Annotated in this window: 14 protein-coding genes; 6 read left to right on the top strand and 8 right to left on the bottom strand. The window is 73.3% G+C overall.

Features of this window, described 5'->3' with window-relative positions; all coding sequences use genetic code 11:
* Window positions 1-93: 93 nt before the first annotated feature.
* Window positions 94-1,254, top strand: a complete 1,161-nt coding sequence (locus ACZ4UB_RS24085) for a cytochrome P450 (protein WP_468073008.1) — start codon at window positions 94-96, stop codon at window positions 1,252-1,254.
* Window positions 1,255-1,279: 25 nt separating this feature from the next.
* The gene (locus tag ACZ4UB_RS24080) at window positions 1,280-2,704 is read left to right on the top strand and encodes a gamma-aminobutyraldehyde dehydrogenase (RefSeq protein WP_468073006.1); all 1,425 of its coding nucleotides are present in this window, start codon (window positions 1,280-1,282) and stop codon (window positions 2,702-2,704) included.
* Between the two features lie 116 nt (window positions 2,705-2,820).
* Here ACZ4UB_RS24080 and ACZ4UB_RS24075 read toward each other — a convergent pair whose 3' ends face one another.
* The 8 genes from ACZ4UB_RS24075 to ACZ4UB_RS24040 all read right to left on the bottom strand — a co-directional run bounded on the left by ACZ4UB_RS24075 (window position 2,821) and on the right by ACZ4UB_RS24040 (window position 14,004).
* The gene (locus ACZ4UB_RS24075) at window positions 2,821-3,618 is read right to left on the bottom strand and encodes an SDR family oxidoreductase (protein ID WP_468073004.1); all 798 of its coding nucleotides are present in this window, start codon (window positions 3,616-3,618) and stop codon (window positions 2,821-2,823) included.
* A complete protein-coding gene (locus tag ACZ4UB_RS24070) occupies window positions 3,615-4,529 on the bottom strand; it encodes a VOC family protein (RefSeq protein ID WP_468073002.1) in 915 nt (304 codons plus the stop codon). Before ACZ4UB_RS24070 ends, ACZ4UB_RS24075 begins: the two co-directional genes overlap by 4 nt.
* 44 nt (window positions 4,530-4,573) lie before the next feature.
* On the bottom strand, window positions 4,574-5,302 hold the full coding sequence (locus ACZ4UB_RS24065; protein WP_468073000.1) for a 4'-phosphopantetheinyl transferase family protein: 729 nt from the start codon (window positions 5,300-5,302) through the stop codon (window positions 4,574-4,576).
* Window positions 5,299-11,163 (bottom strand): SDR family oxidoreductase, encoded by a 5,865-nt coding sequence (locus tag ACZ4UB_RS24060; RefSeq protein ID WP_468072998.1) that lies wholly within the window; start codon window positions 11,161-11,163, stop codon window positions 5,299-5,301. Before ACZ4UB_RS24060 ends, ACZ4UB_RS24065 begins: the two co-directional genes overlap by 4 nt.
* Window positions 11,160-12,683 (bottom strand): acyltransferase domain-containing protein, encoded by a 1,524-nt coding sequence (locus ACZ4UB_RS24055; protein ID WP_468072996.1) that lies wholly within the window; start codon window positions 12,681-12,683, stop codon window positions 11,160-11,162. The genes ACZ4UB_RS24060 and ACZ4UB_RS24055 overlap by 4 nt, the downstream gene beginning before the upstream one ends.
* 83 nt (window positions 12,684-12,766) lie before the next feature.
* Window positions 12,767-13,201: a PaaI family thioesterase gene (locus ACZ4UB_RS24050; RefSeq protein ID WP_468072994.1), complete on the bottom strand. Its 435-nt coding sequence runs from the start codon at window positions 13,199-13,201 to the stop codon at window positions 12,767-12,769.
* Complete coding sequence (locus ACZ4UB_RS24045) at window positions 13,198-13,635, bottom strand: GNAT family N-acetyltransferase (protein WP_468072992.1); 438 nt, start codon at window positions 13,633-13,635, stop codon at window positions 13,198-13,200. The genes ACZ4UB_RS24050 and ACZ4UB_RS24045 overlap by 4 nt, the downstream gene beginning before the upstream one ends.
* A 123-nt stretch (window positions 13,636-13,758) precedes the next feature.
* Entirely contained in the window at window positions 13,759-14,004 is a 246-nt protein-coding gene (locus ACZ4UB_RS24040; protein WP_468072990.1) for a phosphopantetheine-binding protein, read from the bottom strand.
* A 152-nt stretch (window positions 14,005-14,156) separates the two neighbouring features.
* Here ACZ4UB_RS24040 and ACZ4UB_RS24035 point away from each other — a divergent pair, with 152 nt between their 5' ends.
* The 4 genes from ACZ4UB_RS24035 to ACZ4UB_RS24020 are packed head-to-tail and all read left to right on the top strand — an operon-like array spanning window position 14,157 to window position 19,077.
* Window positions 14,157-15,710 (top strand): condensation domain-containing protein, encoded by a 1,554-nt coding sequence (locus tag ACZ4UB_RS24035; protein ID WP_468072988.1) that lies wholly within the window; start codon window positions 14,157-14,159, stop codon window positions 15,708-15,710.
* The gene (locus tag ACZ4UB_RS24030) at window positions 15,710-16,519 is read left to right on the top strand and encodes a hypothetical protein (RefSeq protein ID WP_468072986.1); all 810 of its coding nucleotides are present in this window, start codon (window positions 15,710-15,712) and stop codon (window positions 16,517-16,519) included. Before ACZ4UB_RS24035 ends, ACZ4UB_RS24030 begins: the two co-directional genes overlap by 1 nt.
* On the top strand, window positions 16,509-17,288 hold the full coding sequence (locus tag ACZ4UB_RS24025; RefSeq protein ID WP_468072984.1) for a thioesterase II family protein: 780 nt from the start codon (window positions 16,509-16,511) through the stop codon (window positions 17,286-17,288). Before ACZ4UB_RS24030 ends, ACZ4UB_RS24025 begins: the two co-directional genes overlap by 11 nt.
* Window positions 17,281-19,077 (top strand): AMP-binding protein, encoded by a 1,797-nt coding sequence (locus ACZ4UB_RS24020; RefSeq protein WP_468072982.1) that lies wholly within the window; start codon window positions 17,281-17,283, stop codon window positions 19,075-19,077. The genes ACZ4UB_RS24025 and ACZ4UB_RS24020 overlap by 8 nt, the downstream gene beginning before the upstream one ends.
* Window positions 19,078-19,094 lie beyond the last annotated feature (17 nt).

The raw sequence follows: 19,094 nt of genomic DNA, 5'->3' as shown, positions 1-19,094 counted from the left end.
AGGAAGTCCGTGACGACGCAGGAACTTTCGGCTGAAGAATTCACGCACAATGATCTGGAATACATTCCGGATCCCTTTCCGTTCTACGCGAGGATGCGTGCGCAGACCCCCGCCTACCGGTCGGAGCGCATATTCGGCGGTGCCTGGCTCTTCTTCGGATACGAGGACTGCCTGCGGCTCATGAAGGACGAGCGGCTGTCCAACGCCCGGGCCGCGGTGCCGCTGTGGTTCCTGCCCGAATCACAGCGGACCGAGTTCGCCGACATGCTCGGCGTGTACGAGCGCTGGCTGGCCTTCCACGACGGGAAGGAGCACACGAAGAACCGCCGGCAGGCGAACCGCAGCTACTCGCCCTTCACCGACGAACTGCTGGAGCCGCGCATCCAGCGCCTGGTGGACCGCCTGCTCGACGGCGTGGACCCCGCGGGCTTCGACCTGATGTCGGACTTCGCCTTCCCCCTGCCGGCCATGGTGATCGCCGACGTCCTGGGCGTTCCGGTCGAGGCGCACGCCGACCTGACGCGGTGGACCGACGACATCGCGCACCTCTTCGGCTCGACGCAGGTCACGGTCGAACACCTCAAGCGCACCCAGGCCAGCACCCGGGAACTGGCCGACTTCCTCGCCTCCCCCGAGTGCGCCGAGAGCTCCGAGCGGCAGGGCGGCCTGCTGCACCAACTGCGCACGATGGAGGTGCACGGCCACCGGTTCTCGGACGAGGACGTGGTGGCCCAGGCGTCCCTGCTGCTGTTCGCGGGCGTCGCCTCCATCCGCTACCTGATCGGCAACAGCGTGGACGTCCTGGACCGGCAGCCCGTGGCGGACCGACAGTTGCTGCTGGACCCCGAAACGGTCCCGGAGGCCATCGAGGAGCTGTTGCGCTTCTGCACCCCGGTCCAGTTCGTCGGCCGGGTGGCCCGCGAGGACTTCGCGTACACCACCGCGGCCGGACAGGACATCGTGCTGCCCGCCAACCGGCCGATGATGCTGTACGTGGCGTCGGCCAACCGCGACTCCGAGGCGTTCGGGCAGGCCGACGAGCTGGTGCTGAGGCGGCCCGCGCCCAACAAGCACCTCACCTTCGGCGCCGGTCGGCACCTGTGCTTCGGCGACCCGCTGGTCCGCCAGACGATGCGCATCGCCCTGGCCACGCTGTACCGGCGGATGCCGAACCTGCGCGTGGTCGCCCACACGCCCGACTACAACAACAACCTCGGCTTCCACGGATTCACCTCGCTGCCCGTGGCCGCGTGACGTACCACCGACCCAGGAGACCGTGATGTCACAGCCCAGACTGTCCAACTTCGTGGACGGCAAGCGAACGGATCCCGCCGAGGGCGGCTACCGCGACCTGCTCGACCCGTGCACCGGAGGGGTGTACGCGAGCGCGCCGGTGAGCGGCCCGCAGGACGTCGACGGCGCGATGCGGGCCGCCGCGACCGCCTTCGAGCAGTGGCGCGGTACGACCCCTGCCGAGCGCCAGAAGGCCCTGCTGCGCATCGCCGACGGGCTGGAGTCGCGCATCGGGGAGTTCGCCGCGGCCGAGGCCCGCGACACGGGGAGCGCGGCCGCGGCGGGCGAGGCCCCGCTGATGGTCGACCAGCTGCGCTTCTTCGCGGGCGCGGCCAGGATCCTGGAGGGCCGCTCCGCGGGCGAGTACGCGAGCGGGCACACCTCCTACGTGCGCAGGGAGCCCCTCGGGGTCTGCGCCCAGCTCGCACCGTGGAACTTCCCGCTGCTGATGGCGGTGCTGAAGAGCGCACCCGCCATCGCGGCGGGCAACACGGTGGTCCTGAAGCCGGCGCAGACCACGCCGACGACGGCCCTGATGCTCGCCGAGCTGGCCGCGGAGCACCTGCCCGCGGGCGTCCTCAACGTGGTCTGCGGCGGACCGTCGACCGGCCGCCTGATGGTGGAGCACCCGACGCCTTCGCTGGTCTCGCTGACCGGGTCCGTGGCGGCGGGCATGGACGTCGCCCGCACGGCGTCGACCGACCTGAAACGGCTCCACCTCGAGCTCGGCGGCAAGACCCCGGTGATCGTGTTCGCCGACGCCGACCTGGAAGCGGCGACGAAGAAGATCATCGATGGTGCGCTGGGCAATGCGGGGCAGGACTGCACCGCGGCGAGCCGGGTGCTGGTCGCGCGGGAGGTGCACGACGCGTTGGTCGCGTCGTTGGTCGCAGCGGCGCGGGCCTGCCGGCCGGGACCGCCCTCGGACGACGCGGCGTTCTACGGTCCGCTCAACAACGCCGACCAGTTGGCCCGGGTGTCCGGGTTCATCGACCGGCTGCCGGCACACGCCCGCATCGAGACGGGCGGCGAGCAGGTCGGAACGGCGGGCTACTACTTCGCTCCGACCGTGATCACCGGGGTCCGCCAGGACGACGAGATCAGCCAGGGCGAGGTGTTCGGCCCGGTCATCACCGTGCAGCCCTTCACCACCGAGGACGAGGCGGTCGCGCTGGCCAACGGCGTGGCACAGGGACTCGCGTCGGCGGTCTGGACGACGGACCACGCGCGCGCCATGCGCATGACGACGCGCCTCGACTTCGGCTGCGTGTGGGTCAACACCCACCTGGGCTTCCCGTCCGAGATGCCGCACGGCGGCTTCAAGCACTCCGGCTACGGCAAGGACCTCTCCGTCTACGGGTTCGACGCCTACACCCGGATCAAGCACGTGATGCACCACGTGGCGGGATGACGCGGCGCCGTACGACCGTACGGCCAGCACGCGGGAACCCGTGGCGCCGGAGGCGAGGGCCTCCGGCGCCGGCGCGTTCAACCGCTGCAATGCGGTGGTTGCCTGCGCGAGCGGGCTCAGCGAACGGCGAGGCCGCCGTCCGGACGCAGCACCTCGCCGGTCATGCCGGCCGACTCGGGGGACGCCAAGAACCGGTACAGCGGCGCCAACTGCTCCGGTTCCATGACGACGCCGAGCGGGTTGTACCGCCGGATCGTGTCGGCGATGCGCTCCGCGTCGTCGAAGACGCGCCGGGTGCTGCCGTCGGATCCGGTGACGGCCCGCAGTCCGGTCACGACTCCTCCCGGGGCCACCGCGTTGACCCGGATCCGGGGCGCGAGGTCCGCCGCGAGATGGCGTACGACGCCGAGCGCGGCGTGCTTGGCCGCGGCGTAGGCGATCCCCGCGCCGTTGCCGCTCACCAGGAACGAAGCGTCGGAGAGGGTGAACACCATGCAGCCGGCGGTCCGTTCCAGTGCCGGGACGGCGGCACTGGCGCCCAGCAGGTAGCCGACCACGTCGACGTCCAGCACCCGGCGGGCCACTGCGGCGAGGTCGGCCGCGGGCACGTCGCGCAGCCGTACGCCGGCGTCGTGGATCCCCGCGTTGCCGACGAACACGTCGAGCCTGCCGTGCGCCGCGAGCGCGGTGGCCACGGCCGCCGCGTTGTCCTCGGCACTGCACACGTCACCCCGCACGAGCGTCACCGACGCGGGCAGCGGGCGGTCCGGGGCCCGGCCGTCGAGCACGACGACCCGGTGGCCGTGCGCGGCGAAGTCCTCGGCGACGGCCCGCCCGATCCCGGAGGCGCCACCGGTGACCAGCGCCACCGGGGACGCGTCCGGGCCGAGCGCGCCGAGCGGTTGGGCCCTCATACCGGCGGGGCCGTCCACAGGCCCGGGTCCGGCCGACCGCACAAGGCGGTGGACACCAGCTCGTCACGGGCATTGGCGGTGCCCCACACGTCCGTTGTCTGGGCGTTCGCCGGGTACACCTTCGGGGTCCAGCCGTGCTCGTCGTCGATCGTCTGGGCGGCGGTGGTGTACTCCAGCACGAAACCGGACGAGGGGTCCTGGAAGTACGAGAAGGTGTTCTGACCGACCCCGTGCCGGCCGGGACCCCACAGGGGAGCCCGCCCGCCGCGCATCATCGCGCCCGTGGCCCGCATGAACTCGTCGAGGCCGCGCACCTCGAACGCCACGTGGTTGAGGGAGGCGTGCGGGGCGCGCGTGAAGGCGATGACGTGGTGCGCGGGGCCCGTCCGCATGAAGCACATGATGTCCTCGACCCAGTCCGACACCCGGAAGCCGAGCACCGTCTCGTAGAACGCCCGGGCGGCCTGCAGGTCCGGGGTGTTGAGCACCACGTGGCTGATGCCGATCGGCCGGGTCTCCTGCGCCTCCACGGGCCGGAACACCCGCCCGGCCACGTCCGCGGACACCTCCACCGTCCGCCCGTCGCAGTCCAGGAACCAGACCGCGTACCCGCCGCCGAGATCGTGCCGTTCGCCCGGTTCCCGGAGCACCTTGGCCCGGGGGTGGCGGGCGACCCGCTCGGTCACTTCGTCCACCTCCGTGCGCGACGAGGCCGCCAGGGAGATCAGGTCCACCCGAGGCTCGGGGGCCTGCCGCAACCGCAGGACGTGGCTCTCCGGGCAGCCCGCACCCAGGTAGAGCCGGTCGCCGTCGGTGTCGACGGCTTCCAGCTGCCAGCGCCGCTCGTAGAACTCCCGCGCCGCGGCGAGGTCGGGGACGCCGAACCCGACGTGTCTGATGTGCGTGACCATGCTGTTCCTCCGGTCTCCAGTGGGAAGGGCGGTGCCGTTCGGCATCACCCGTTGCCGAACACCGCGACGGCGGGCGGCGGGCCGCCGTCCCGGGCCAGCGCGGCCACCATCCCGTCCGGTGCCGCCAGATCGGTCAGGTGCACCGACCGGTCGCGGTCGGGCGTGCCCGGGCGCCCGGCCGAGGTGCGGTCGGACAGGACGCAGACCCGGCTCAGCGGCACCGTCAGCCCGACGCCGGTCGCCTTCACCGCGGCCTCCTTGCGCGTCCAACAGCGCGTCATCCACTGCTCGCGCCGGTCGGGGGGCAGCGCGGCGAACACGGGTCGCTCCGCGGTGGACAGGGACATCGACGCCAGTGCGCGCCAGTCCGTGCGCGGCCCCGGCCGCTCCGCGTCCACGCCGATCGGCCGACCCCTGCTCAGCGCCACCACGACCCAACGGTCGGAGTGCGCCAGCGAGAAGTGCACGTCCGCACCGCCCGGCAGCCTGGGTTTGCCGTGCGGCAGCGGGCACCGGGGGCAGGTGCGGTCCAGGTGGAGACGGTGCGGAGCCTGACCGAGGGCCGCCCCGAGGAGCAGCCGCGCCAGCCCGTGGGCCGCCAGGTAGCGGGAGCGGTCGGCCGCCGTGGGCAGCCGCCGCAACCGCGCCTCCTCGGCGCCGTCGAGCAGCCGCCTCCAGGAGGCGTCGGCCCGGTCCGCGCGCAACCACCACGCACCACATCCGCCGGCCCGCAGCGCCGGGCCGACCGATGCCGTGTCCACCACGGCGGTCACGGGCGGACCCCTGCTCCCGCGGTGGCCTCCTTGTGGTGGAAGGCCAGCCCCGACAGCTCGACCAGCGCCCGGCCGTCCGCTCCCGCCGCCGTCAGCCGGTGGACCGTACCGCCCGGGCCGGTGGCGTGGGCGTACAGGTCGATGCGGCGGTGCCGCAGCGCCAGATCGGCGTCGCCCCCCGGCTCGAACAGGCGCAGCCTGCGGATGCCGGTCGGTGCCAGCACGGTCGGCGGAGCATCGGCGCACGCCGTCGGGACGGCGGCGATCGCGGTCCGGGCGAGGCCGTCGATCAGCAAGGTGGGGGTGCGCAGCCCCGCGGGCCATCCGGGGCCGCTGGCGGCGTCCTGCACGTACCGGGCGTGACCGCCGCCGTCGAGGGTCCGCACGAGGCCCTCGGTACTGACGAACGGGCCGGTGAGCAGGATCGGCGAACCCGGTACGTAGTACGGATCGGTGAGCGGAGTGGGCGACTCGGCGACCCGTGGCTGGACCATCGGCGCGGGCGGGCGCCGGTGCGCGAGACGGACCGTCGTGGAGAAGTGCGGCCGGTCCGCCCGCAGCAGTTGCCCGGCCGGTGAACGCAGGTCGGACACCACCCGCATCCGCAGGGCGGCCCGCGGTCCGTCCTCCTCGATCAACTCGGCGTGGATGCGCACGGGGAGGGGACCGCGGCCGGGAAGCACCCGCAGGAACCGGGAGAAGACCATGTCCTCGCAGGCGGTCATCACCAAGTCGGGGCACAGCGCCGCCGCGGCCTCGGCCGCCATCTCGGCCACGAGGGCTCCGGGGAAGGTGGGGATGCCGTCCACGAGGTGGTGGCGCAGGTAGCCGTCCCGCTCCAGGTCCAGCTCGCAGCCGAACACGGCGTGTCCGGACCCGCGGGAGAGCTCCGTGCGCAGGAAGAACGGTGCGCGGCCGGTCCTCGCGGCCGTCGTGGCGGTGGCCGGGGCGACGGTGGCCGGGGCGGTGGGGGTGGCGGCCTCCGGCGCGAATCCGGGCCAGAGGGTGCGGGCCGTCTCCGTCTCCGCCTCGCCGAGGTGCACCATCGCACCCGCCGGGGAGCGGTGGGCGAGTTCGTCGACGAAGTGGCGGACGCCCTCGGCGACCGACATGGCCGTGTAGTTGCGCCCGCGCCGGAAGTGCTCGCGGGCCACGGGGTCGGCCGCCAGCCCCGTCTCCGCCCACCAGGTCCAGCCGAGCGTGCGCTCGTGGTCGTGACCGGCGGCGACCGCGGACGACCCCGCACTGGCCAGGAAGTCGTTGCCGCTGGCGTAGTCCGCCTCGCCCCGCTGGCCGAAGAAGCCCAGCAGCGAACCGAAGTTGAGCCAGGTGCGTACGGGCGGGGCGGCGCGCAGCGCGGACTTGAGGTTGAGGTAGCCGCGGACCTTCACGTCACGGATCGCCCGGAACTCGGCCGGATCCTTGGCCGACAGCGGGGCGGAGCGGTTCTGCCCCGCGGCGTGGACCACGACGTCGACCCGCCCGGCCACCCGGAGCACGTGGGAGACGGCCCGTTCCACCGCCCGGGCGTCACTGACGTCGCACGCCAGATAGGTGACCCGGTCCTCGCCGCAGTGCCGCCGCAGGAAGCGCAGCGTCTCGCGGGCCTCCCCGGCCGCCGCCTCGCGACCGAAGGCCGCGGCGATGTCGCGGACGCTGCGCGCGGGGTCGAGCCGCTTGTGGTGCGCGATGTAGCCCGCGCGGTCCGAAGGCGCCCGGTCGACCGCTGCCCCCTTCGCACCGGGGTCCTGCGGCGCACCGGGGTCCTCCAACCGGGTGCGGCCGAGCACGAAGAGCCGTGGTGCGCGCGCGGCCGCGAGGTGGCGCAGGACCTCGGCGGTGATGCCGCGCGCTCCTCCGGTGGCCAGCACCACGCTGTCGGTGTCCACCGGGGGCGCCGCGGCCGACGGCAGCGGGGCCGGTGTCAGCGCCGGCTCCAACCGTCGCCCACGGTGGTGGTGCACCACCGGCATCACGTGCGGGGCGGACTGCTCCGCACAGACCTCGGGGAGGCAGTCGCGCAGCGAAGCGGAGGTGGTGAAGACCGCGAGCGCCTGCGACCGGGGACGCTCCAGGCCCAGCACCTTGAACAGGCCGCCGTAGAGGCCCGTCCAGAGGTCGGGTGCGTACGTCACCGGATCGTCGGGGGCGTTCGGCGCGGCGCCGTCCGCGGGTCGGGTGTCCGACCCCGCGGACAGGAAGGCGCCCAGGACCGTGCGCGGCTCCGGGAGCCGCTGCAGGGCGGCGAAGAGCAACTCGTGCAACCGCAGACGCCGATCGACGTCGGCCAACTGCTCCTCGACCGGGTGCCCGCCGCCGAGTGCGCTGACCACGCGCAGGTGCTCGGGTGCGGGGCGCCGGGCCAGCAGCCGCTCCAGGTCGGCGGCGCCGGCCCGCACGGTCTCGGTAGCGGGGCCGGGACCTTCCCAGGGCTCGGTGGACACCACGAGCGCGTCGCGCGGCAGGTCCACGCCGTGCAGCAAGGCGACGTCGTCGGTGAGGACGAGGGTGCCCGCGGGGAACAGCTGGCCGTGCGGTGCCCGGCCCACGGTCCCCACCGGGCGGAAGGTCACCGCGTGGCGCCGTACGGCGTCGCTGCGCTCCTCCACCTCCACCCGTGCGTGCTCCGGCGCCGCGTGCTCCACCCGCGTGTGCTCCGGCGGCGACGCCGCCGTCCCGATGACGACGTCGGTGCCGTCGGCGCGGACCACCGCCCGCAGGGCCGAGACGGCACCGGACGCGCCGAGGTAGCGGCCGTCCGCAGCGCGGTCCGCCGCCGTGGCCGGTGTCGTACCCGACCCGATGCGGGCCAGGACCGGCAAGCCGTACTCCGCCGCGGTCCGCGCCCGCATGACCGCGAACATCACGCAGCCCTCCGCCAGGCCGGCGGGATCCGCACCGCCACCGACGAGCCCGCGGAACTCCGGCAGGACGTTGCCGTTCGCCCCGCCCACCAGGGCGAGGTCCACTTCGTCGAAGCGCAGGTAGCGGGCGGCCGCTTCGAGGGCGGAGGAGAACGAGTCGGGGCCGGAGTCCAGCGTCATGTTCGGGCCGTGCAGGTCGAACAGGTTCGCCACCCGCGCCGAGACGATGTTGGGCATGATGCCCGGGAAGGAGTCCTCGCAGGAAGCGGGGACCTCCTCGCGCACCCGCCGTGCCAGTCCCGCCAGCACCGCCTCACGGTGCTCCGGGGGCAGTGACGGGCGCAGGGCGGCGCTCAGATCGTCCAGGTAACAGCGCGTCGCGTAGGACATCCCGGCGCGCGTGGGACCCATGTGTCCGAGGAACACCCCGCTGGTCGCGGAGAGTTCCTGCCAGGCCGCGCCGAGCTCCTCGCTGAGCTGGCGGGCCGATTCGAAGGCCATCAGCTGGCAGCGGTCGATCGCCCGCAGCGTGCGCGGCGGGAGGCGCAGTTGCTGGAACGGCGGGGCCGGGTAGGAGGCGCCGTAGCTGCTGGCGGGGGCGTCGCCGTCACCGGTGAGCCAGGCCGCGGTCGCCTTCCGGTCGCTCATCCCGGGGAAGGCGGCTCCCCAGCCGACGACGACGAGTGGTGCGTCGGCCGGCGGTGCGCCCAGCTGCGGTTCCCTCCTGGTGGGGCGGGCCGCCCGGTCCTCCCGGTACTCCTCGACGAGCAGGTGCGCGTTCGTACCGCCGAACCCGAAGCCGGAAACGGCGGCGACGCGCGGCCGGTCGGGGGTGACGGGCCAGGGCGTGGGCGTGCGCGGGACGTGGAGTCCGGTGCCGGACAGGTCCGCGCCGGGAACCAGTTCGGTGAACCGGTGCTGCTGCGGGATCGTGCCGTGCCGCAGGGCCAACAGCACCTCGATGAGGGACACCACCCCGGCGGCCCATCCCGTGTGCCCGAACAGGGACTTGTTGGAGGTCACCGGCTTGGGGCGGCCGTCCCGGTACCGCCGGCTCAGGGCGGTGAGCTCGGCCAGGTCTCCTGCGGGGGTGCCGGTGGCGTGCGCGACGATCCAGTCCACGTCCGCGGAGGTGAGCCCGGCGGCGGTCAGCGCCCGGTCGACGGCCAGCTCCTGACCGGCCGAGCTGGGCGCGTAGATGGCCTTGCCCCGGCCGTCCGAGGACCCGCCGAAGCCGCGCAGCACCCCGAGGATCCGGTCCCCGTCCGCCCGGGCCCGGCTCAGCCGCTTCAACACGACCACGCCGGCGCCGTCGGCGAACAGCACACCGTCGGCCTGATGGTCGAGGGAGTGCACCCGGCCGGTCCGGGAGAGGCCGTTGAGCTGGGAGAACAGCACTGCGCTGCGCGGCGTGAGACCGAACGCACCGCCACAGACCGCCATGTCGTACTCGCCCAGGGCCAGCCCCTTCGCCGCGATGTCGACGGCGTACAGCGAAGAGGAGCAGGCGGTGTCCACGACGCGCACGTCCGTGTCCTGCGGCACGAGTCCGTCGCTCGCCGCCCGACCGATGCGGTGCGGCAGCAGTTCCTCGGGCGGGACGGCCGACACACCACCGAAGCGGATCCGCAGCGCCTCCTCCGCGCCGTCGAGGATCTGCCGGCGCGGCAGCCCCGCGAGTCCGGGCAGCTCCAGCGCTTCGCGCAGGTGTCGGCGCGCCGAACCCGCGACGCCCGCCTCCTCCAGGTGCGGTCCGCCGTCGGGCGTGTAGCCGAGCACGAACGCGCACCGGTCACCGGCCCGTTGCGCCACCCCCTCCACCGCCTCGCGCAGCGCACGGCGGAGCCACCGGGTGGTCGGTTCGGCCGGCTCCTGGGACGCGTGCGGCGCCCCGTCCGCATCCGGGGCCGCTCCGTCGGTGTCGATGTAGACGGCCGTGCTCTGGTACGCCTTGTCCTCGTCCGAGCTTGCCGACGCCTCGAAGTGCTCCCGGGTCCAGCGCCCCGCCGGCGTGGGGCGGAAGAGGTCGGGCCCCTCGCACCGGGCCTTCCAGTACGCGGCGGTGCCGTCCGCGCCGCCGACCACGACCCCCGTGCCGACGACCACCACCGGATCGTCCTCGGGCGGCGGCGCCGGGGTGGCTTCCCGCTCCGGGACCGGGGCCTCGGCGGGCGCCGGACCGGCGCTCCCCGCGGTCTGCGTGTCGTGCGGCGCGGGCGGCGAGAGCAGTGGCACGCCGAGGCTCAGGCCACCGTCGGCGAGCAGCATCTGGCCGGTGACCCAGCTCGCGCGGGGGGAGGCGAGGAAGAGCACGAGCGCCGCGAGTTCCTCGGGGCGACCCAGCCGGCCGAGCGGGGTGGCCCGCCTGACGGCCTCCTGCATGGCTTCGGCATCGGGGAACTTGTCCGCGACGACGGATTCCAGCATCCCCGCGGAAGCGGTGTTGACGCGGATGCCGTGGGCGGCGTACTCGGCCGCGAGATAGCGGGTCAGCGCCTCCAGCCCGGCCTTGGCCGGCGCGCAGGCCGCGTAGTTGGCCATCACGAAACGTGAGCTGCCGATGGACGAGACGTTGACGATGTTGCCGCCGGGGCGCCGGGCCAGGAGGGGTTCGGCGAGGCGCGCACAGTGCAGGGCGCCCTTGACCACGGTGTCCCACGCCCGGTCGAGGTCGCGGTCGGACACCTGCGGCAGGGGTACGAGCGCTCCGTCGGCGGCGTTGTTGACCAACACGTCCAGCGACCCGTACCGCTCGCGCACCAGGTCGAACATGCCCTCGACCTGGTCGCTGCGGGCGACCGAGGCCCGCAGCAGGTCGACCTCGGCCCCCAGGGCGCGCAGCTCCTCGGCGGTCTGCTTCGCCCGGTCGTGGGAGTGGAAGTAGTTGAGCAGGATGTGGGCGCCCTGCCGGGCGAAGCCCGTGGCGACCGCCCGTCCCACCCCGTGGGCACCACCCGTGATCAGCACCCGGCGGTCGGTGAACTCCCTGTCGTTCATCGCCGGGCCCGTACGGCTTCGAAGGGGTCCCCGGCCGTTGCGGCCGTTCCCGTTCCCGCCCCCGTGCCCCGGAGGCGGTCGCGGACCAGGTCGGCGACCTTTCCGAGGGTGTCGTAGTCGGCCACCGCGAGGTCGTCGCGGGCGTGCAGGTCGAAGTGTTCGGAGACACGGGCGAGGAGCTCCGTCTGCTTGACCGAGTCGATGCCCAGCTCCGCCTCCAGCAGGACGTCGTCGTTGAACACGTCCTCCGGGTACTCCAGCGCCTGCGCGTACAGCGCCCGGATCTGGCCGACGAGGGCGTCGTCCGGGACCTGGGGCGGCTCCTGGGCCGTGACGGCGGCAGTGTCCGGGGCCGCGGCGCTCGGGGCGGGGGCGGCCGGCGGCAGGTCGGGCCCGGCGGGAGCGGTCTGCTCTTCGAGGAAGTCGGCGTACAGGCCGCGCAGGTGCGCCGTGATCTCGGCGCGGTGGCGCGTCCAGAACCGCTCGACGCCCACGTCGTCGAGCGTCGGCAGCAGCGTGCGCAGATCGGTGCCGGAGGTGCCGGAGCCCCGTGCGGGCAGGACCCCCGCGTCGCGCAGTGCCCCGGCCATCGAGTCCAGGAGCCCGCCCGCCCGCTCGTGGCCCGCTCCGGCGCACAGCGCCCGGGCCTGCGGCTCGTCGGCGAGGGAGCGGCGGACGGCGCCGGTCAGCACCGGTTTGCCCGAGCATTCGAGGAAGGTCCGCGCCCCCTCCCCGTAGAGCCGGCGCAGTGCGGGCGGCAGGTCCAGGGGCTTCACCAGGTGGTCGGCGAGCAGGTCGTCCAGCGGGGCGTCGGCGCGGTAGTAGTCGTGCGTGATCGGCGAATAGACCGCGGTCCCGGGCTCCCGCCCGCGCAGCGGTCCGACGGCGTCGCGGAAGCGTTCGCGCGCCGGCGCGACGACGGGGGAGTGGAAGGCGTACGGCGAGGCGACGGCGTGCACGCCGACGCCGACGACCGCGCAGAGCTGCTCCAGCCGGGCCACGGACGGCTCGGGTCCCGACACCACGGCCTGCTGACCGTGGTTGACGACGGCCACCGTCGTCCGCGGATCCGCGACGGCGTCGACGAGCGCGCGGGCCCGGTGCGCACCGGTGCTCAGGGCCAGCATGACGCCCGGCTCCGGCACGGACGCGGAGAGCGCGTCCACGCGCGCGCACACCACGTCGAGGGCCTCGTCGAGGGTGATCGCGCCGGCGCAGCAGAGGGCGGCGATCTCCCCGAAGCTGTGGCCCAACAACACGTCGGCGACCAGGCCCTCCTCGGTGAGCCACTGGTACGTGCAGACCGCACCGGCGAACAGGCCGAGCTGCAGGGCCCAAGGAGGAGGCGGCGCCGCTCCCTCCCGGGCGGAGCCCCCGGCGAACAGGACGCTGCTCAGCGGTCGCCCGTACCGCCGCTCGCTGATCCGGTCGGCGGCCGCGAAGACCCGGCGGCCCGCGGCGCTCTCGCGCCACAGCGCTTCCGCGAGACGGGGCTCGTACGACCCCTGCCCCGGAAACATGACGACTGTCTTTCCGGAATACATGCATTCCTCCATGCGTGAAAGCGGCAACGAGCGACCGGGGAAGAGCCGTCAAGGGTGGATTACCGGTCGGCCTGCCGCCGCACCGTAATGTTCTCCAGTCGGAGCTGTCCCAGTGCGATGAGTGTTCCGGTATCCGAATGCGTGAGACGCACTTGCCACAACTGGTGGCGGCCGCCCTGCTGAACCGCGACGGCATCGACATGAACGGTGCCGTCCACCACCGGGCTGAGGAAGTCGGTCGAGTTGCTCACGCCCACCGCCACTTGTCCGCGCGGGGCGACGGCGGCCGTCGCCCCCAGGCTCGCGGCGCTCTCCACGGCGGATGCGAAGACCCCGCCGTGGACGATTCCCCAGGGCGTGTGCTGCGCTGCTCCCACCTGGAGGAATCCGCGCACGCGCTCGCCGCTCACCTGGGTGGGGCGGAACCCGGAAATTCGAATGTACGGACTGACGGCCTTCGGGTCGAAAAGGCCGCCGCTGTCGAAATCGGTCACATGCGGTCGCCCGCCAACCGGTACGAATTGGTGTCCCGCACCCGGAACCCCATGCGCTCGTAGAGGCGGTGGGCGGACCTCGTCGGCCGTGAGGTGAAGTCGACGGAGCGCGCCCCCGCCTTCCTGGCGATGAGCACGCCCGCGTCGCCCAGCATCTCGCCGATGCCCTGCTCGCGCACGGAGGTGTCGACGACGATGTCCTCGAAGCGGCACCGGACGCCCGTGACCGTGGGGTACACGAGGACGATCATCATGCCGACGATCTTCCCGTCGAGGCGTGCCAGCAGGACCGTGTTGGTGGGGGACTCCAGGACGCTGCGCGCCAGCTCGTCCTGGAGCGCTCCGGCGCTGGAGGAGAGTTGGGGAAGGAGCGAACGGAATGCCTCGGCAGTCTCGTCGTCCAAGTCGACGACGGTCTCAATCTGAATTCCCATGACCGGCGATGCTAGGGCGGCACCTGGAGAATGGCCAGTGCCGCGATGCCGATCAATTGGACAGTCGTCGGTGTTCGACTGCGGGAGGGCGATGGTTGAACACCCGCGAAATCTGATATCTCTCTATCGGTCGAGTGCGTGCTCGCCGCGTCCGGCGACGAGCCGGGCGAGGGCATCGACGTCCTCGGCCAGAATCGTCTCCGAGACATCGATGGAGATTCGGCACTCCTCCGCTATCAAGGAGGTTATCTGGAGAATCTTGAGCGATGTCGCACCCAACTCGAAGAGGCCGGACGCCATATCGACGTCATCGCATTCGAGAACGGACCCGACGATGCGGACCACCTGGCTGTAAAGATCGTTCTTCATGGCTCTCCCGGGGACGGGCAGGGGGCTTTCACCGCTGCACTGACGGCAAGTTAGCGAGGGGTAATGCAGTAATCAACCGGCGATGGTCGAGCAGACGAAGCGGCGCGTTCAGAGGGGAATTCGTGGTGCCCGGATCCGAGAAGCGGTTTGCGTTGAACCCGACCCAGCGGACGAATCTCGACCACTGGGGCGACCAGGCGCCGCAGGTGGTCCTCAAGGTCTTCGAACCGGCTCCGCCCGGCGTCCGCACGGGCGACGTGCGCACGGCCGTGGCGGAACTGGTGGCACGGCACGAGGGGCTGCGCAGCGTCCTCGTGCGCGACGGCTCGTGCCCCGCCGAGCAGCTGGTGCGGCCCGCGCGCGCGGCCGCCGCCGCGGTCCGCCACGTCGAGGCGGAGCTGCCGCAGGACGCGGACGTCGAGCAGTACGTCGATGCGCAGCGTGCCGAGCCCGTCGACCCCGACGAGGGCGCGCTGTGCTGCGTCACCTACCTGCGCGACGGCCGGGTCGCGGCGGTCGTGCTCTGGATATCGCACGCCTTCGTCGACGGCCTCGGCGCGCAGACGGTGGCCCGGGACCTGGCCCTGTTGCTCGCCCGCGAGCGGCCCCCCGAGGTACCGGAGCGCGCACAGGCCAGCGCCCTCGCGGCCGAGGGGGCGGACGCGCGCCCCGCGGCCAATGCGGCCCACTGGCTGGCCCACTTGGCCGGGGCCCCGAGGTCCTGCACCTACTCCGGCGCCGTCAAGGAGCCGGTCGAAACCGTGCGGAAGTACAAGCGCGTGGTGGCCCCGGACGAAGCCGAGGAGGTCGCGCGCGCGTGCCGCGAGCTGCGGGTGACGCCCGAGACCGTGTGGACGGCCGCGCTGAACGTCCTGGTGTCAGCCGTGACCGGAACGCACGACCACGTCTTCCGGTCGACGACCGCGAACCGTTCGCACCCCGCCGACATGAGCGCCGTGGCCCACCTGGCGAACGGCCTCTTCATCCGCGTCCCCGGCGATCCGGGCGACGCGCTGCGGGACCGGCTGGCGCGGGTCTTCAAGGCGAAGCTCGCAGCCTGGGGGAAGGGCGTCTACGACCCGGGAGAGCTGCTGGACCGGCTGGACGATCCGGCGGTCCGTGCCGGAGCGGCCTTCCAGCCGGCCTTCGAGATCAACTACATCCCTTCGCTGTACGGGGGGCGCGAGGACTACGTCCGACCCGTCGCGTCCGAACGGGAGCTGGAGGAGCGGGTGCGCGCCATCCCCTCCCGCGCCAAGTCGGACCTCGCCGTGCAGGTCGTGGAGGGACCGGGCGTGCTGTCCGTCGTCCTGTCCGCGCGGCGGCCCGTATGGCAGGAGCGGCCGGTCCGGGACCTCGTGGACGAGCTCTTCGGCATCGTCCGGGCGTTCTGTACGGACCCGGACGCGCAGGTGTCCGACGTGCCGGTCCGACGGTTCCCGGGGGCGGGCGCGCTGGTGGCGGGGCACCACAGCGGAGTCGCCTACGACGCCTCGCTGACCCGGGAGATGGTGATGGCGACGGCGGGCGTGCGCGACTGCGCGCTGGAGCTGCGCTCCGGGTCCGGGCGGGCCCGGCTCGTGGCCACCGTCGAGGTGGACGGCCACCTGTCCGTGGACGCGCTCGCGCAGCAGTGCGCGGAACGGCAGCGCTGGCTGTCCGGCGCCGTCGTGCCCGACGAATTCGTCCTGTGCGGGAGGCCCTGATGGCGGACGACATGCCCACGGCGCGGGTGACGTGCGCCTCGGAGCCGGGAGCACCGGACCGTCCCAACGAGGACTTCGCCGGCTCGTGCCTCGGCGGACCCGGCCAAGGCGGTGCGTTCGTCGTCCTCGACGGGGTGACCGCTCCGGAGACCGACGCGGGATGTTCGCACGGCGTCGCCTGGTACGTGGCCCGGATCGGCGGGGCGTTCCTCCAGCGCGCCGTCGCCCCGGGCGGTCAGGCACTCGCCGACTGCCTCGCCGACGCCGTACGGTGGACGGCCGGCCTGCACGCCGACACCTGCGACCTGACGCACCCCCGAACCCCCCAGGCGACCCTGGTCGCGGGCCGGTGGACCCGGACGGGCCCGGAACCGGAACTGGAGTACCTCGTCCTCGCCGACGCCGTCCTGCTGGCGGTGACCGACGACGCCGTGCAGGTGATCCGTGACCCCCGCGCGGACTGCCAGGGGGGAGAGGAGAACCGCAACGTCGAAGGCGGGTTCTACTGCCTGGCCGCCGATCCCGAGGTGGCGCACAAGACCGGCTCGGGCCGGCTGCCGCTGCGCGGGGTGCGCGCCGTCGCCGCGCTGACCGACGGGGCCACCCGCCTGGTCGAGGTCTTCCACCGGGCCTCGTGGGAGGAGTTGGCGGCCGTACTGACCGACGGCGGCCCCGGTGGGCTCATCGGCCTCGTGCGCGCCCTCGAGGCATCGGACGAGGAGTGCGAGGTCCACCCGCGCGTGAAGGTGCGCGACGACGCCACGGCCCTGCTCCTGGAATTCACGAGGAGCCCCGGTGTTGAGCGTTGAAAGCCCCTTCGTCCGCCGGTCCCGGCGGGCCGACCCGAAGGTCCGTCTCATCTGCTTCCCCAACGCGGGAGCGGGCGCCTCGCTCTTCACCGGATGGGCCGCGTCGCTGCCCGAGGAGATCGAGGTCCTCGCGGTCCAGCCGCCCGGGCGCGAGGACCGGTTGGCGGAGCCGCCCGCGACCGGCCACGTGGAGTTCGTCGAGACCGTGACGCGCGAGCTCGGGGACTTCCTCGACCTGCCCTTCGCGCTCTTCGGCTACTGCGTGGGTGCCGTCGCCGCCTTCGAGGTGGCACGGCGGATGCGTGACCGACTCGGGCTGGCACCGAACTGGTTGTTCGTCGCCGGCCAGAACGCGCCGCAGGTGCCCGCGCGCGAACCGCAGGCCCACCTCCTGCCGGACGACCAGTTCCTGGCGAGCCTCGGCGGCCTCGACGGCACCCCTGCGGCGATCCTCGCGAACCCCCAGATCATGCGGATGGTCCTGGCCGCCCTGCGCGCCGACTTCGCCCTGTGGGAGGAGTACCGCTGGACCCCGGCGCCGGCGCTGCCCTGCCCGGTGACCGCCTTCACGGGGTCGGTGGACGGCCGGGCCACGCCCGGGGGAATGGCGGGCTGGCGCGAGCACACCGGCGCCGCCTTCGAAACGAGGACGTACGAGGGCGGGCACGCCTTCGTCAAGCAGCACGAGGGGGACGTCCTGCTCACCGTCGCCTCGTCGCTCGGATTCGGACCGCACCAGCCCAGACCGAAGGAGGCGAAGCATGATTGACCGGATGCTGCGGGCGAGCGCCGCCGCCCACCCGCACCGCACGGCCGTCATCAGCGGTGAACGACGCATCAGCTACGCGGAGTTGTCCCGCACGGTGGAGAGGTACGCCCGGGCGCTGCGGCACCTCGGGGTGTCCGAGGGCGAGACCGTCATGCTGGCCCTGCGCAACCGGCCGGAGTTCCTCTTCGCCCACTTCGCGACGGCCCTGCTGCGCGCCAGGGTCCACGCGGTCGATCCGCAGTCGACCACGGCCGAGTTCGAACGCTTCCTGCGGCACGGCGGAGCGGGGATCGTGGTCACCGATGCGTCCAGCGCGCCGGCGCTCGGCCGGGCCGAGCACCCCCCGGGGCAGCGCGTGGACCTGGTCGCCCTGGAGGAACTGCGCGCCGCGGCGGAAGGAGCCGACGGGCCGGGCCCCGGCCTGCTGCCGCCGCACCGCCTGCCCGACGGCGAGTACGGAGGCCCCTGGACCCTGGCGAACTCCTCGGGCTCCACCGGGACGCCCAAGATCGTGTGCCGCACCCAGGCGAACCAGGCCGCCGAGGCGCGGAACATCACGGCGAGCGCCGGGATCGGCCCGGCGGACGTCGTCCTCTGCGTCGTCCCGTTGCACCACGCCCTGGGCCAGTTCTGCTGCATGATCGTGTCCGTACGGGCCGGTGCGACCTTGGTGCTGATGGACCCGGACGAGGATCGCGCACCGGCGGGGCTGCCCTTCGCCGCGCAGGCGGCCGAGGTGCTGGAGCTCATCGGCGAGCACCGGGTGACGGTCATGCCGGCCGTCCCGCACGTCTACGAGGCCCTGGCCGACGTGGACCCGGACGTCCCCTGCGACGTGTCGTCCCTGCGGCTGTGCCTGTCGGGGAGCAACTTCCTCGCCCCTGCGACCGCCGAGAAGTTCTCGCGGCGCTTCGGGATCCCACTGCGCCAGACGTACGGCAGTTCGGAGGCGGGCAGCGTCTCCTGGGACTGCAGGGGTGAGGAAGCGGTGCCGGGAACCGTCGGCCACCCGCTGGACCACGTGCGGGTCCGGATCGTCGACGGCTCCGGCCGGGAGGTCCCCGCCGGCACGGTCGGCGAGATCGTGGTCGCGGGCGAGTCGGTGATGCGGGGGTACGTGGACCGGCCGGAGCTGGACCCCCGGGCACCGGACGGCGGGTCCTACCGCACCGGCGACCTCGGCAGGGTGGACCGGGACGGACGGCTCTCCGTCACCGGCCGCATCCAACTGCTCATCGACACGGGGGGCCGCAAGGTCAACCCGTTGGAGGTGGAGTCGGTCCTGGAGGCACACCCCGGCGTGTCCGAAGCGGCCGTCGTCGGCCTGCCGGTGTCCGGCGGCGAGCACGTCCTGGCAGCGCTCGTCGTGGCGCACGGCGCGACCGGAAGGGCGGAGGTCGAGCGGTACTGCCGGTCCCGGATGGCGGCGCACAAGGTGCCGCGCCACATCCTCCTCTGCGGGGGCCTGCCCCGCGGTCCCCTGGGCAAGGTGCTGCGGGGCGAGGTCACCGACGTGCTGACCGCCGACTACTTCGCGGCACCCGCCCCGGACGAGAGCGATCCGCTCGCCTTCCTCACCGGCGAGGTCGCGGCCCTGTTCGGCGTCCGCCCGCAGGAGATCGACGCGTCGGCGCCCTTGAACGCCCTCGGCCTGAGTTCGATCATGGCGGTACAGCTCAAGGAAGTGATCGACCGTCAATTCGGTTCCGACGTCGGCCTGGTGGCGCTGCTCGGCGGCGCGTCCACGAGCGAACTGGCTGCGGGACTGGACCGTCCGGCCGTCGACTGAACGACCCCTCCCCCTAC

It is taken from the genome of Streptomyces sp. NPDC028419 (genome assembly GCF_055565515.1).
This window is presented reverse-complemented; position numbering and strand designations above follow the sequence as displayed.